We start from the raw sequence: 14,343 nt of genomic DNA on the forward strand, positions 1-14,343 counted from the left end.
ATAATGCTTCTAAACTAAACATAGGGCAGGTGCTGGATTTAACGCTATTTTCAGCTTACTACCTGCTCCTTTCCTTATCCCGAACTCAGGTTATTGTAAATTAATCTGATGTCTCAGAGTAAATCTGTAGAACCTGCTTCAGTCCACAGTCGAATTATCGTGTCTCAACAGTATAATAGGCAACCTGTAATTTCTTGACTGCTTTCTCGGTATGGTTTAACCGTCAATATCAAAGCTGCATCCTTGATATCCGACAATGACAGCGGTGGCTGGTTTGATTTGAAACTTTCAGGAAATCCCCAAAAACTGACAAATAGTCTATCTTACTTGCAAGGATTGGGAGTTAATTTGCTGCAACTAGCGATCGCTAACCAAATTCAACCCAACCAGCACATTCTACCTTTCCCTAATTCAGCTATTAAACTGAGTCCCAAATACTCTGCATGGCTGACAAATAAATGGCAAGAACAATTCCAGCAATGGATTTCTCAAGGTCAAACCAATCGATTATGCTTGCAACTGTGTATTTTAAAATCTTATTACGAAGAATGATAAAGAACCAAAGTTCGGAAAGTTAATTAGAGTAAGTGTCAATTCGTTGTCTGTTAAGACTAAAATAGTGATTCTGTCGTGATGGTTTGCTGGAAAACCTGGGAGTTACGTTTAGCTTATAAATCTACATGGCGATGCAGCTGTGCTTGATTACCAGAGAATCAGGGTTTGGGGCTTGAATCATAAATGCCACTTATGACAGCGCGGAGAATTGAGTTGCGAACTTTGGGGCAACTAGATTTAAAGTAAGCTAAAAAAGGCGAAACTACAAAACGGTCTAAGTCAGAACATCCAGACATCAGTGCTAGCAGGATGACAAATGGAGTAAATGTCAAACGTAAGGATTTTAGCATTGTAGTTTGGATGTTGCAAAGATGTGCCTATCTGTTAAAGCCTAGTCAGCGTATAATGAAATCTCAAAAATACGAACAAACCCGTTCATGTGCAAAATGCGGCAATGAAGAAATGCGATTTCTTGATGAACTAACCGCAGCATTTTCAGAAACACGCGCATGGTCTGAATCTTGTGACAAATGCGGTTCCACAGATTTTAGTAGTGGAGTTAGCGTGTTTCCCCCACTATCTCGCCAACAATTAGAAACTTGGGCTATTAACGACGAGCTTCATTTCTCACAACAAGACGAAGATTTGATGCTTGCTAGTCCAAGTAATTTAGAATTACTGCTAGAATTTCTAGATTCTCCTAACACCCATATCTGGCAAAGAAGAACTTTAGTCTCCACGCTCTACGTACTTTGGTTCGATGCTAATCACCCACCGGACGAAAGCTCTCAAAGCAATGCCGAATTTGCCAAAAAAGTTGCTCAAGAAATTGATAAACGCAGATCACTGTTGATTGAATTGGGGGCCAACGAATCCGAAGAATTCGGCGAACCGCTTTGGTATTTAAGCAACTATCTTAAAAGAGAATTTGAAAAACACAAACCCTTTCCACACATAATCGTCGATGGGAGGCTTGATCCCATTGATCCCATCATAACTCTTAGAGCTATTGCAAAAGTGTTTTGTGATCTAATAAAACGTTTGATCATTTCCAATTAGGACATTTGATTAGCAGTGAAATTTTGGAGAGCTAAACAGCTTACTTCAAAAAAATTTAAGCGACTGACATAGAGTTTGCCGTTGAACCTTTGAGCCTACATTCCGCAGGTCTATCATGTGAGTAGATAATATTTTTGGCAAGGAGCACCAAAAAACTGGAGAATCCAACGTCGTTCATCTGTAAGATTGGCAATCTGTTTAACTCCTGCGATCGCAAAAAACAAAACCGCCCATACCAGGTCAGGGGCGCATTTTTTGCTTGATGCGATAGTCGCTCTGTTGAACGTACTTGAGTGGGTCTGGATTGCTTTGAAGAACTGTCGGAAGTTGTTCGAGAAGCACTGCTGCTAGCAATGTCACTTCCTGCTGTTCTAGTAATTCTGCATCAACTGTTTTGAGGTAGTTTATAAACTTTTCTAGTTCCTCACTGACAACTTGCAGCGCAGTCAAGGATTTCATGGTTCAGAGTCAAATGTGCCCCTACATTGTGGCGTTTCAAAGTTTACGCGGTTGCAAACTACAGCAAAATATAATTATAGAAAACTACTAAATTAACGTGAGTTCGATGAACTTCTCTCTGCTAAACTCCCTCTCCCACAGGGAAAGGGAAGAACAACGAGAAATTAGGGTTTTGGCTCCCCTTTCCGACACGAGGAGGAGTTGGGGGAGAGGTCAAAAAAGGGCTTGTCGAACTCACATTAAATTATTACCAAATAATCCTTCTAGTATTTTGTCAAGTTAGTTTTGAGAGTTTGTAGTAAGGACTTTAGTACTTAGAAAACAAGGACTAAAGTCCTGACTACGAACTTGTAGACAAATAATGCTTATCGACTTTGAACTATGGACTCTTGACTAGAGTTTTCAAGTTCTGGAAGTTCTACTCTAGCGGGTTTCCAACCTCCTGTCCAAGCAAAGCACAGATGACGGAAATGATCGCCCCGCACCTCAAAATTTGGGTACTGGTCAAAACTCGCACAAGCCGGAGATAGCAACACCACAGGCGCTTGATAGTGCTTGGCTAATTCTGCCGACTTGGGAACTGCCCTTTCCATAGTTTCCACAATATGGTAAGTATGATACCCTACCTCTCGGAGACGTTTGGCAAATGCGGGTGCAGCAGAGCCAATCAATAACACAGCAGCAGCTTTGGTTTGAATTTGTGCTAGCCAGCCACTATCATCACCTGCTTTGGCTTCTCCACCAGCAATTAAAATCGCTGGACTGTTAACAGATGCTAGAGCAACTTCAGCAGCATCATAGTTGGTGGCTTTGCTGTCGTTAATGAAATCAATACCTTCCCATGTGCAGATATGCTCTAAACGATGGGCAACACCAGGAAATTCTCGAATTGCATGCGCGATCGCATCACGATTAATTCCCGCTAATCTTGCTGTTGCTACTGCCATCAACAGATTTTGCTGGTTATGTTCTCCTACCATTCGCAAGGTAGATACCTTCACAATCGGTTCTGGTGCAGAGGTTGCAGTCAATTTTTCCACAACCCAGCCGTCTTCGATGTAAAAGCCTTTTTCGCTAATCAGAAAATCTTTTCCTCTGACACTTGTCCAATAAGCATCAGGCCAAGCACTTAAACCTAGCTGGCTCAAGTAGGCATCATCGCCATTGAACACTTGCAACTCAGACTGACGTAATAACTTGGCTTTGATGTTGTAATAGTTCTCTAAAGTCTGATGGCGACTAAGATGATCCGGCGTGAAAGTCGTCCATACGCCAATACGGGGAGCAAGAGAACTCGAAGATTCTATTTGATAGCTGCTAACTTCCGCAATCACCCAATCAATATGATTTTGGATTGCAGTTTCTTCACCTCTGCCCCTCTGCCCCTCTGCCCCTCTGCCCGCCTGAGACAGGGCAACTTCACAAGCGGCGTAGCCAATATTACCGCAAGCGGGTGCATTTAATTCTGCTGCTTGGAAAATGGCAGCAATTAAAGCTGTGGTAGTAGTTTTGCCGTTAGTGCCAGTAATTCCTACCCAAGGTAGCGATTGCAAATTTCGCCAAGCGAGTTCTATTTCCCCAATAGTTTCAATACCTAATTGGCGTGCCTCAACTAATACGGGAATATCCCAAGGCACGCCAGGACTAACGACTATTAATTGGGGTAAATTAACACGATTCAATTCTAGGGATTGTCCTAGTTTAACGGTTATTTGCTCGCAAGCAAGTTCTTGTTGTTGTTCTAGGAGGGTTTGGGAGGTGTTGCGATCACTCAACTCTACCTCCCAACCTTCCCGTTTCAACAATCTTGCCGCAGCAACACCGGACTTTCCCAATCCAATAACAGTAGCTCTAGGCATAGATTGCAGCAGAGTGTCCCTGGTTAAGCACTCCCTATACTAGCGTTTATTGGCAAAATTTACACAAGTTTTTGTTGACCTACGCTACAGATTTTTGACGATCGCACCAAAGTCAGCTAAAACACGAGCATGATTGCGAACTAATCCCAGCAGATGTAACCGATTACGTTTGACTTCTGGATCAAAGTCCATAACTAAAACGCTATCTGGGCCATCAAAAAAGTTACTAACTGTCGGAGCAATTTTTGCTAATGCTGCTACTAACAGTTGATAATTTCGTGTCTGCTGTGCTGCTTGAGTTTGAGGCACTGATTCAATTAGCGCATTATACAAGGCTATCTCAGAGGGCTTTTGGAATAATTCTTGACGGACTACGGTTGTTGGTTCTAGTTGTTTTGTATCTAAATCACCTTGGGCGGCTAATCGTGTGGAACGATTAACGGTTTCGTAGATGTTATCTAAAGTACTGTCGTTGCGGATTTGTTGTAAGTATAAGGCGCGATCGCGGACATCTAATAAATCTTTTAACGTCCGTTCTGTATATTCTGGGTCATTTTCTCCCAAAACTGCATTTACCAAGTCGTAATCAATTTGCTTTTCTTCTTGTAGTAAAGTGCGGATGCGTTGCAAGAAAAACTCTTGTAATGCTGTGGTTAATGATGCCCGGTCTTTTTGATATTTTGCTGCAAAGTCCGTGACTATTTGTGCCAATAGATCATCTAAATTTATCGGCAAATTATCAACCCAAGTAATTTTAACTACAGCATTGGCAGCACGGCGCAAGGCGAAAGGATCGGATGAACCGGAAGGAATTAAGCCTAAACCAAAGATACTCACTAAAGTATCTAATCTATCTGCTAAACCAACAATTTTACCCGTGAGTGTTTCAGGGAAAATATCACCGGCTCCCTTTGGCAAATAATGTTGATAAATTGCTTTTGCTACTTCGGTATCTTCACCACTAGCTATGGCATATTTTTCTCCCATAATGCCTTGTAATTCGGGAAATTCATAGACCATTTGTGTCACTAAATCTGCTTTACATAATAAAGCAGCACGTTGGATTCTTTGGCTTTGGTCTTCTCCTAATTGTAATTGACTGCTAATTTGCTCGCTAATTTCAACTATTCTATCTACCTTGGCACGCACCGAACCCAATTCTTCTTGGAAAGTGACTTTTTCTAACTGGGGTAAAAAGCTATCTATTGGCTTAGTTAAATCAGCTTCATAGAAAAATCTGCCATCAGCTAATCTGGCACGAATTACCCTTTCATTGCCGACGGCAACAATGTTTGATTTTTTCGGGTCGCCGTTAGAAATGGTAATGAAATTAGGCAATAATTCTTGCTGAAAACTCCCTGGTTTGAATACAGGAAAATAACGTTGATGAGTAACCATTACTTCAGTAATTACCTCAGTTGGTAATTCCAAAAATTCTGGTTCAAATTTACCGACAACTACGGAAGGATATTCTACAAGGTTGGTTACTTCCGCTAACAAATCGGGGTAAATTACTGTATACCCGCCTAAATTCTCTGCTACTGCCTTTACTTGCTCTGCGATCAGATTTACCCGTTCTGCTGGGTCAACAGTGACAGATGCAGACTTGAGGGTAGTAACATAATCAGTAGCTTGGGCAATTGTCACAGGTTCAGGATGTAAGACTCGATGACCTTGAGTCAGGCGATCGCTCTGAATCGTTTTAGAACCATTCACTAATTCTAAAGGCAGCACTGTCTCATCTAACAAAGCTACCAGCCAACGAATTGGTCGGGAAAACCTCGCATCTCCATTCCCCCAACGCATCAACCGCTTACCTTCTAAACCCCAAATCCACTGGGGAATTAGTTCTGTTAAAATTTCCGCCACAGGACGACCAGGAATTCTTTTTTGCACAAATACAAATTCTCCTTTGTCAGTGGGGCGAACAGATAGCGCATCCAGTTCCACACCTTGCTTTTTGGCAAAGCCTGCTGCTGCTGCTGTTGGCTGACCATCTTTAAAGGCGGCTTGGGCGGGAGGCCCTTTAATTTCTTCTTCTCGGTCTGGTTGCTGAGATGGTAGACCTCTAATCACTACCGCCAGCCGCCGGGGAGTACCGTACACCTGGACATCGCCCTTGAGGCTGTTTGCTTCCAGGCTTTGGGGAATGCGCTCCTGCCATTGCACTAAAGCATCACTGAGAAAACTTGCAGGTAGTTCTTCTGTACCAACTTCTAATAGAAACCCAGGCATAGGACACTGTTTTCAACTTTGCGTAGCTCAACTTTATCAGTTATTCTCAAGCGATCGCTCGTGATTTTATAGCTGAATTGGTCATCGAAGTGGACAAAGAGAAACTCCATAGATATATAGGACTTACGTACAGGTCACGGAAAATCAAACCACAGAGAAGCCAGTGTGTTGGGCGGGTTCCCCGACTTGTTCGCTTTTAACGTTCCCGCTTTCTTGGCAACTGGCGCGACGCAGCAAAAAGTCTGAGCGGAGGTTTCCTCCGTTGGCGCAGTCCGCCGCAGGCATCAGAACTTTTCAAGACAGAGAACACAGAGGAATAAGAGTTAGAGAGTTTTTTGCGTAAGTCCTAAGATAAATCAGGGATGCAAGTTAGGTCAGATTGGATTGTATACAAAGGAGCAGCTTGTCGTAAGACATCGCTATAGACTTGGCATTTTATGCAAAACTTTATAAAAAAAGTGCTTATCTTTATATATTCATTACATTATATACGTAGTTTTATGCGGTATTTACGGATATATAATTTTATCGTAAACTTAAGTATGTCGGCAGAATAAAACCAAACTATGTTGACAAAAATAAACAAGGCTAAAACCCTCTTTCCTCGTGCCTTATGCCTCCTGCCTCCTGCCTCATCCCAACTACAAATATTTACGCCGTTCTACTTAGTTCAGTAAACTGGTGAGGTTATCTTTAACTTCATTATAAATATTGAGTAAAAAAGAATGTATAGACGTAGCATTGTTAAATCTCTACAAGGATTCAGGATAACGCATATTTAATTTCACCAGATGTCTAATAGTTTGTTATCAACACTTTTACAAAGCTCAGTGATGAATGCAATTAATTTTACTTTTATCCCAGCATTCATTACTCAGCACTCAACACTGTTTTGTCAGTGCCTTTAAACTACTTAAAAAGCGCGATTCTCCCTAATGAATACAATACTGATGACTTAGTTAAAAATACTTCATGTGCCAGTTTAAAAGGCGGAATGAGGGTTATATGCACAACACTGAATATAATGCTACAATTCCCCAAGTGTAAATTTAGGCATTAGTTCGGAAATAAACAGACCAACTATTGTCAGAATCACCATAAATTAAGCCTATATTTATCAATAGCCTAACCCGTTTATACAAAGTAATATTTTGATTTGTAAGTGTTTTATGCAGTACAAAAATTCTCTTGTAAAAACCACTAGAAAAATTTCTAATCTAATGTTTAACATAATTTTAATCAAACAATTTTACAAATCAAAATAGAGTATTTGCAAAGAAACGAGGTACAAAATGCAGGGATACAAATCAGATATAAATAGTTTCTATCTCTGCCTCTTGCCTCCAAAGCAATAACTTTGTACTTTATGCAAAAAAATGTTGTAAGTAATAAAAATAGCAGCCCCTACTGTTTATTAAGTAAGTAATCCGCTCGTCTCATGCTGTCTTCACAAAATTCACAATCAATATAGTTCATGCATATTCTGATTTATTCCTACAACTATCATCCAGAGCCAATTGGAATTGCTCCGTTAATGACTGAATTGGCAGAAGGACTAGTAAAGCGAGGTCATAAAGTGCGAGTGATTACGGGAATGCCCAACTATCCTCAGCGCGAAATTTACGATGGATATCAAAATCGATGGTATCTTACCGAACAAAAAAATGGCGTGACTATTCAGCGAAGTTACGTCCGAATTAAGTCTAAACCTAACCTCGTGGATCGGCTGTTATTGGAGTTGAGCTTTGTTTTCACGAGCTTACCCCAAGCCTTTAAAGGTGGGCGACCAGATGTGATTATCTTAACAGTTCCACCGCTACTAGGTACTTTACCAGCAACAACATTGGGCTGGTTATACAACTGCCCAGTAGTTCTAAATGTGCAAGATATTTTACCAGAAGCTGCTGTGCGTATTGGGTTATTAAAAAATAAGTGGATGATCCGAACTCTTACAGCTTTAGAGAAATTTGCATATCGGACTGCACACACTATTAGTGTGATCGCTGATGGGTTTCGTGAGAATTTAGTAAACAAAGGAGTACCTGTTAATAAAATTATTTGTATTCCCAATTGGGTAAATGTAAATTTCATTCGCCCATTACCGAAACAGAGCAACTCTTGGATATATAACCATCAATTAGATGGGAAATTTGTAGTCCTTTATTCAGGCAACATTGCTTTAACCCAAGGTCTAGAGACAGTAATCGAAGCAGCCGTTTGTTTACGTCATATCAAAGATATTGTTTTTGTCATTGTTGGCGAATCAAGAGCGTTGCAAAGGTTGCAGGAATATTGTCTATCAAATGGAGCAGATAATGTTTTGCTACTACCGTTACAGCCGCGAGAAAGCCTACCCGAAATGCTAGCAGCTTCTGATGTCGGGCTAATTGTGCAAAAGCACAATGTGATTTCGTTCAATATGCCTTCAAAAATACCACTGTTATTGGCGAGTGGTCGCCCAATTGTGGGTTCAGTTCCCGCCACTGGTACTGCTGCTAAAGCGATCGAACTCAGTGGTGGTGGGATAGTTGTTGAACCAGAATCACCCCAAGCAATGGCTGCTGCGGTGCATGATTTATATGCTAATCCGGCTCTAGGAACGAAGCTAGGTAACACGGGAAGACAATTTGCCGAAGAAAACTATTCCTTAGAGCAAGCCCTTGATCGGTATGAGTGGCTTTTTTCTCATATTGTTACCAACCGAAAATCAACTGTGGGTATCTTACCAAAATTCGATTCTAAGAAATCAGTTGTGGATGGTTGAACAGGATTGAAGATTTCTCACTCGTTAGCTACACAAACAAAACCCCGATTGGGATAAATTAAATCACCCATTCGGGTGAGTTAAAAATCAACCGATTGGGTGAACTAACTGTAGGAAGTTGAGACTGGTCAAAAATAGGAATGTAGAGAATACTGATTGATTGCACATCGTTCTTGGAGAGGAGAACTTGATGATTAATAGAGCTGAATTAATCAACGTGGGCGTAGCCTACCGTATCCATACAGGGAAGCAAGCTACCCGAAGTGTCTCGTAGAGAAGGCATCGCTCCAGACTCTTTTCTTCCTTAAGATCAGTATTCAGTACTACTCAAGAGCGATAAACTCATTTGTAAATAATACCAATCTCGTCTGCTATCTAGTTATAATGCAAGCAAGCGCTTGCAAACACTCATAGAAAACATTAGCATCAAGTACGGCACAAACTTATGTACCCTTGATCTAGTCAGCAACTAAGGTATTTGCAACGACAGGTTTAACCACAGCGACAACACGAGAAATTACTCGTGTTGCTGTGATCAATGAGGTAAGTTTATTTCGTCATTTCCATAACTAAAAAACAACTACTAACTTGCTCTAATTAGCGAAGCGATCGCTTTACAGCCAGAAGCTTTAGCTGCAATAACATGAACCATGCTTTCTCTGTGAGCTAAAGCACTGTGTTTATACTGACTAACAAAAAACTATAAATTACACTTTAAGAAAATGAACGGAGTTAAGTAATGTACAAATAAACCATAATGTGCTGAACAAAATTGGTTCATTTTAGGTGCTAGACATCGTGAGCGATCGCCCAAATACCCAAACATAATTTTTCACCAAGCATAGAGAAAAAAGGCTAAAAAATTATTCAAATAATTAATGCTTTTTTAACGAAAAGTAGATTGCCCAAGTCTAAATCCACAAGACGAGAAAACGAAGATGCCCCATTCTGAGTTCCCTGACTCTCCCCTTTCCATTGAAACAGAACAACCCGCTGTTACTGATTCTAGTCAAGAGTCGCAAGAATTGCCACCGCGATCGCCCAAGCCACCTCAAAAGCGGCGTTGGCCCCTGATATTAGGAATTGTCTTATTAATTGTAGGTGTAGGTTTTGGTTGGCGCTGGTGGCAAAGTAGTAATGCTAGCAAAGCTCCAGCGGCTGGGGCAGATGCCGGTCAACCTAAAGCAGTTCCGGTCAAGCTAACGACTGTGCGAACTGAAACTGTGCAGCAAAGTTCGGAGTTTATTGGCTCTTTGGAAGCTCCACGTTCAGTAATCATCAAGCCACAGGTTGAAGGACGAATTACCGAGATTTTCATGCAAGAGGGCAACCGCGTTCAACAAGGACAAGTCATTATCAGTCTGCAAAGTGATAATGTCCAAGCTCAATTGTTACAAGCTAGAGGCTCACTACAACAAGCCCAGGCACGTCTTGCTGAACTCAAAGCAGGTACGCGACAAGAAGAAGTTGCCCAAGCTAGAGCGCTGTTAGCCCAAGCCCAAGCTCGCTTTAGAGATGCCCAATCGGGATCGCAACCAGAAGAAATTGCTCAGGCTGAGGCTCAAATTCAGTCAGCTAAATCCGATGTGGAACTAGCACAGTCACGCGCCAAGCGATACGGACAATTGAGAAAAGAGGGCGCAGTTTCTCAAGATACCTTAGAAGGATATGTTAAAGAGCAGCAAAGTGCTGAAGCTGCCTTGGTTGTTGCCCAGAAACGCTTAGATCAACTCCGCCAAGGCAGAACATCTAGTATCAATGAGTTAGCTGGTGCCTTGGAACAACAGAAACAAAACTTAAGACAACTAGAAAATGGTTCTCGTCCAGAAGAAATTGCCCAAGCGCAATCGCAAGTAACTCAAGCAGCTGCCCAAGTTCAAGCTGCCCAAGTTCAATTGCAATACACAAAAGTTTTAGCACCTTTCACTGGCATTGTTGGTGATATTCCAGTAAAGGTGGGAGATTATGTACAAAAAGCCGATCAACTCACGACACTAACTAGAAACGACTCTTTACAACTGAATATTTCCGTTCCCCTAGAAGATGCTAAAAAGCTGCGCTTGGGATTACCAGTGCAGATGCTAAACGCCCAAGGCAATCCCATAGCAAGGGGTAACGTAAGTTTTATCTCCCCAAACGCTAGTTTAGATTCGCAGACGGTTTTGATAAAAGCCAACTTTGGTAATTCAAGAAATCGACTGCTTAATCTTCAGTCAGTGCAAACTAGAGTGATCTGGAATGAACTTCCAGGAATTTTAATTCCAGTTACAGCAGTATCTCGTTTGGGTGGAGAGACATTTGTATTTGTGGCGCAAGCGCCAGCAGAAAAGTCTAAACCTGGAGCGCCATCTTTAGTAGCTCAACAAAAGCCTGTGAAATTAGGAGTTATTGAAGGAAATAATTATCAAGTTATCCAAGGACTAAAAGCAGGGGAGAAAATTGTTGTTTCCGGCATTCTTAACTTAACCAATGGCGCTCCCATTACTCCTGAAACACAAGAAGTTGGTAGTCAGAAGCCTTAACTGAAGAGAAGATGAGGGTGCGGGGAAAGGGGGGACACAGAGATGAGGAGATAAGGGAGACAAGGAGAATAACCAATGGCCCATGCCCAATCCCTCATACCAAATACCCAACGCCCAATTTTTAAACTATGTTTGCTGATTTCTTTTTTAAGCGGCTAATTTTTGCGTCGGTATGTGCGCTCGTCATACTTTTTATATGATTAAGAAGTAAATCCGCTATCATTTGAAACTCTAAAGCGATATCGGTAAAGCCGACATCATCAAGTGCGTCAAAGAACGCATTATATAATATTAGGTTCACAAGGGTCAAATTAGAACTAAGTAAGATTCAAGTCAGCTATAAGACACTCAATAACTGGTTTAATCGATGGAAATTAGAGAGAATGCTAGGATTGTCTAAGAAACCAGGAAGAGGATGTAAACCTAAATTTAATTACTAGCTTTTGGCGCTTTAGGTACTGGTTTAACTCTTAAAGGAAAACTAAAATAAAAGTCAACAGTTAGAATAAATCACTTATACCAGTTAGATTAGTAAATAACGTCCTTGTATTAAGTTTACGTGCAACTACAGAAGCGATCGCTAAATAAATATTTAGATATCTGCTGTAGTACACCCTATTATGAAAATGAATGGAACCCTACAAATCAAAGGAATTAAACAGCTAGAGAAAAAATTGAATTTTCGATTGCAAAAATTCTACAACGCCCTCAAAATTTCCATCTGGGCATGATAACAAATCTGAATTATAGTACAAGTGTACGTTAAAATCAAGACAATGGTAACAATAGCAGTCAATCCCTATCTCGATGGCAATTTTGCTCCAGTCCATGAAGAAATCACGACCGACAAATTGCCAGTCATCGGTGAATTACCCCTTGACCTATCAGGAATATTTGTGCGGAATGGCCCTAATCCTCAATGGACGCCTATCGGTCAATATCATTGGTTTGATGGGGATGGGATGTTGCATGGTGTACAAATTAGCAACGGCATAGCCACTTATCGTAACCGCTATGTCCAGACAATTGGATGGAAAAAAGAACGAGAAGCAGGTAAAGCTATCTGGAGTGGGTTGTTAGAACCACCACAAATGGATAATCCCAATGGTCGCTATAAAAATACTGCCAATACTGCCTTAGTGTGGCACGCTGGTCAGATGTTAGCGCTGAACGAGGGGGGTAAACCTCACGCTATTAAACTGCCCGAATTAGAAACCATTGGCGAGTACACTTATAATGACAAGCTGGTTTCTGCCTTCACAGCCCATCCCAAGGTAGACCCGGTTACAGGGGAAATGATCTTTTTTGGCTATTCTCTGTTTGCGCCACCGTATCTGCAATATAGTGTAGTCTCAGCACAAGGCGAACTGTTGCGGACAGTGCCAATTGAACTGCCAATGGGAGTGATGATGCACGATTTCGCCATCACTGAAAACTACACGATTTTCATGGATTTGCCGCTGACTTTTAACCCTGAAAGAGCGCAACGGGGAGAACCTGTAATGATGTTTGAGCGCGATCGCCCCAGTCGTTTCGGCATTTTACCACGTCACGGTGACAACAGTAATATCTGCTGGTTTGAAAGTCCTGCTTGCTATGTCTTCCATACCCTCAACGCTTATGAAGAGGGAGACGAAGTAGTGCTGATTGCCTGTCGCATGAGTTCTACAACTGTTTTGAGTTCTGATGATTCGCAACCCGATCCAAACGCAAATATTCCCCGTTTGCATTGCTGGCGATTTAATCTCAGCACGGGGACAGTAAGTGAACAGATGTTGGATGATGTAGCTTCAGAATTTCCCCGTGTCAACGAAAACCGATTGGGGCGACAAAACCGATATGGCTACAGTAACAAAGCGGCAAACAGTCCCGTACCTTTATTTGAAGGTATCATCAAATACGACTTCAGCAATGGAAAATCTCAAATACATGAATTCGGACAGGGACGCTATAGCGGTGAAACTGTATTTGCGCCACGTCCTGGTGCAACGGCTGAGGATGATGGTTGGCTGATGACTTTTGTCCACGATGAGAATTCAAACACTTCAGAATTAGTAGTAGTGAATGCCCAAGACGTGACAGCTAAACCTATAGCGCGGGTGATCATTCCGCAACGAGTGCCTTATGGGTTTCATGGTGCTTGGTTTGCTGGGGAATAGCTCAATGGGTAGTTAGAAACTGCATTTACATAGACAAAACCCGCCTAAGCGGGTTTCAAATTCTTTGGCAGGTGGACTTGGTTTGTGTAGACGCAATTTCTAATCGCCAGTTATATTCTCTTCCCTATTCCCGATCGCAAATTATTTTTCACTATACCCCCCAGCGTAGTCAATCACGCAGATTGTTTTATATGATTTGTGAGTTCCATAAGCAACACCAGAGACTTTAAAAGCGCCGTTAAAAATGTTTTTTCGATGGCCGCGATCGCGCACACCATCATCAATAATTAACTGCATGACGATATCTTGAGCGTTGTTTGGTCCATAACTAATATTTTCACCTGCGGTTGTTTGCCATTTACCATAGCGGTTGATGCGAGTAAAAGGGTTGCTACCATCGCTACCACCATGACCTATAGCCCCTTTTGGGCCTTGGTCTTTTACGTGGTCTTTTGCTCCTAAAGACATACCTTTAGATGCACTCAAGGCTCCTATAGGACGTGCTGATTTAAGAAATGCGATCGCTTCATCAATTGCCTTAACTCCTTCTTGAGTTTGTAGATAAGTATTATTAGAAATTTTGACTCGGTTCCCTTGAAAGCGCTTTCTATAGTTTTCCAGAATTGGAAGGTATGCTTTAGAGGATGTTTTAAAAGTGAGGGGCTATTGTAAGAAAACTCACAAGGCTTAAGCTGAAAGATTGAAGATATCAGCACCTTGTGAGCAAATGA

The 14,343-nt window shown here is 41.6% G+C and carries 9 protein-coding genes and 2 pseudogenes; 6 read left to right on the forward strand and 5 right to left on the reverse strand.

What is annotated here, in order from left to right; translation table 11 throughout:
• Positions 1 to 243 precede the first annotated feature (243 nt).
• On the forward strand, positions 244 to 552 hold the full coding sequence (locus tag V7K89_RS10360) for a hypothetical protein (RefSeq protein WP_442941631.1): 309 nt from the start codon (positions 244 to 246) through the stop codon (positions 550 to 552).
• Between the two features lie 312 nt (positions 553 to 864).
• Positions 865 to 1,614 carry a hypothetical protein gene (locus V7K89_RS10365; RefSeq protein WP_335186812.1) on the forward strand — a complete coding sequence of 250 codons (750 nt, stop codon included), beginning with the start codon at positions 865 to 867 and terminating at the stop codon, positions 1,612 to 1,614.
• Positions 1,615 to 1,854: 240 nt separating this feature from the next.
• On the opposite strand, the gene V7K89_RS10370 is transcribed toward V7K89_RS10365, so the two are convergent.
• The 4 genes from V7K89_RS10370 to V7K89_RS10385 form a co-directional block, all read right to left on the reverse strand.
• Complete coding sequence (locus tag V7K89_RS10370) at positions 1,855 to 2,073, reverse strand: hypothetical protein (protein WP_335186814.1); 219 nt, start codon at positions 2,071 to 2,073, stop codon at positions 1,855 to 1,857.
• A gap of 365 nt (positions 2,074 to 2,438) precedes the next feature.
• The gene (gene murD / locus V7K89_RS10375) at positions 2,439 to 3,932 is read right to left on the reverse strand and encodes a UDP-N-acetylmuramoyl-L-alanine--D-glutamate ligase (RefSeq protein WP_335186816.1); all 1,494 of its coding nucleotides are present in this window, start codon (positions 3,930 to 3,932) and stop codon (positions 2,439 to 2,441) included.
• Between the two features lie 84 nt (positions 3,933 to 4,016).
• Entirely contained in the window at positions 4,017 to 6,167 is a 2,151-nt protein-coding gene (glyS, locus tag V7K89_RS10380) for a glycine--tRNA ligase subunit beta (protein ID WP_335186818.1), read from the reverse strand.
• Positions 6,168 to 6,311: 144 nt separating this feature from the next.
• Positions 6,312 to 6,452: a hypothetical protein gene (locus V7K89_RS10385; RefSeq protein WP_335186820.1), complete on the reverse strand. Its 141-nt coding sequence runs from the start codon at positions 6,450 to 6,452 to the stop codon at positions 6,312 to 6,314.
• A gap of 1,189 nt (positions 6,453 to 7,641) precedes the next feature.
• Between V7K89_RS10385 and V7K89_RS10390 the strand changes: the two genes are divergently transcribed.
• The 4 genes and pseudogenes from V7K89_RS10390 (at position 7,642) to V7K89_RS10405 (ending at position 13,612) form a co-directional block, all read left to right on the forward strand.
• The gene (locus V7K89_RS10390; RefSeq protein ID WP_335186822.1) at positions 7,642 to 8,931 is read left to right on the forward strand and encodes a glycosyltransferase family 4 protein; all 1,290 of its coding nucleotides are present in this window, start codon (positions 7,642 to 7,644) and stop codon (positions 8,929 to 8,931) included.
• A 513-nt stretch (positions 8,932 to 9,444) separates the two neighbouring features.
• Positions 9,445 to 9,504: pseudogene (locus tag V7K89_RS35825) on the forward strand (hypothetical protein); the annotation flags it as partial.
• Positions 9,505 to 9,869: 365 nt separating this feature from the next.
• The gene (locus tag V7K89_RS10395) at positions 9,870 to 11,453 is read left to right on the forward strand and encodes an efflux RND transporter periplasmic adaptor subunit (RefSeq protein WP_335186823.1); all 1,584 of its coding nucleotides are present in this window, start codon (positions 9,870 to 9,872) and stop codon (positions 11,451 to 11,453) included.
• A gap of 776 nt (positions 11,454 to 12,229) precedes the next feature.
• Positions 12,230 to 13,612: a carotenoid oxygenase family protein gene (locus V7K89_RS10405; protein WP_335186825.1), complete on the forward strand. Its 1,383-nt coding sequence runs from the start codon at positions 12,230 to 12,232 to the stop codon at positions 13,610 to 13,612.
• A 141-nt stretch (positions 13,613 to 13,753) separates the two neighbouring features.
• On the opposite strand, the pseudogene V7K89_RS10410 reads toward V7K89_RS10405, so the two are convergent.
• Positions 13,754 to 14,263: pseudogene (locus tag V7K89_RS10410) on the reverse strand (CAP domain-containing protein); the annotation flags it as partial.
• Between the last annotated feature and the right edge of the window lie 80 nt (positions 14,264 to 14,343).

It is taken from the genome of Nostoc sp., from assembly GCF_036917515.1.
Lineage (GTDB): Bacteria > Cyanobacteriota > Cyanobacteriia > Cyanobacteriales > Nostocaceae > Nostoc.

What these genes read in the sequence shown, in the direction of transcription:
- V7K89_RS10365 (WP_335186812.1), top strand. Translation starts at nt 865, where the DNA reads ATGACAAATGGAGTAAATGTCAAACGTAAGGATTTTAGCATTGTAGTT.
- V7K89_RS10370 (WP_335186814.1), bottom strand. Translation starts at nt 2,073, where the DNA reads ATGAAATCCTTGACTGCGCTGCAAGTTGTCAGTGAGGAACTAGAAAAG.
- murD (WP_335186816.1), bottom strand. Translation starts at nt 3,932, where the DNA reads ATGCCTAGAGCTACTGTTATTGGATTGGGAAAGTCCGGTGTTGCTGCG.
- glyS (WP_335186818.1), bottom strand. Translation starts at nt 6,167, where the DNA reads ATGCCTGGGTTTCTATTAGAAGTTGGTACAGAAGAACTACCTGCAAGT.
- V7K89_RS10385 (WP_335186820.1), bottom strand. Translation starts at nt 6,452, where the DNA reads ATGCCTGCGGCGGACTGCGCCAACGGAGGAAACCTCCGCTCAGACTTT.
- V7K89_RS10390 (WP_335186822.1), top strand. Translation starts at nt 7,642, where the DNA reads ATGCATATTCTGATTTATTCCTACAACTATCATCCAGAGCCAATTGGA.
- V7K89_RS10395 (WP_335186823.1), top strand. Translation starts at nt 9,870, where the DNA reads ATGCCCCATTCTGAGTTCCCTGACTCTCCCCTTTCCATTGAAACAGAA.
- V7K89_RS10405 (WP_335186825.1), top strand. Translation starts at nt 12,230, where the DNA reads ATGGTAACAATAGCAGTCAATCCCTATCTCGATGGCAATTTTGCTCCA.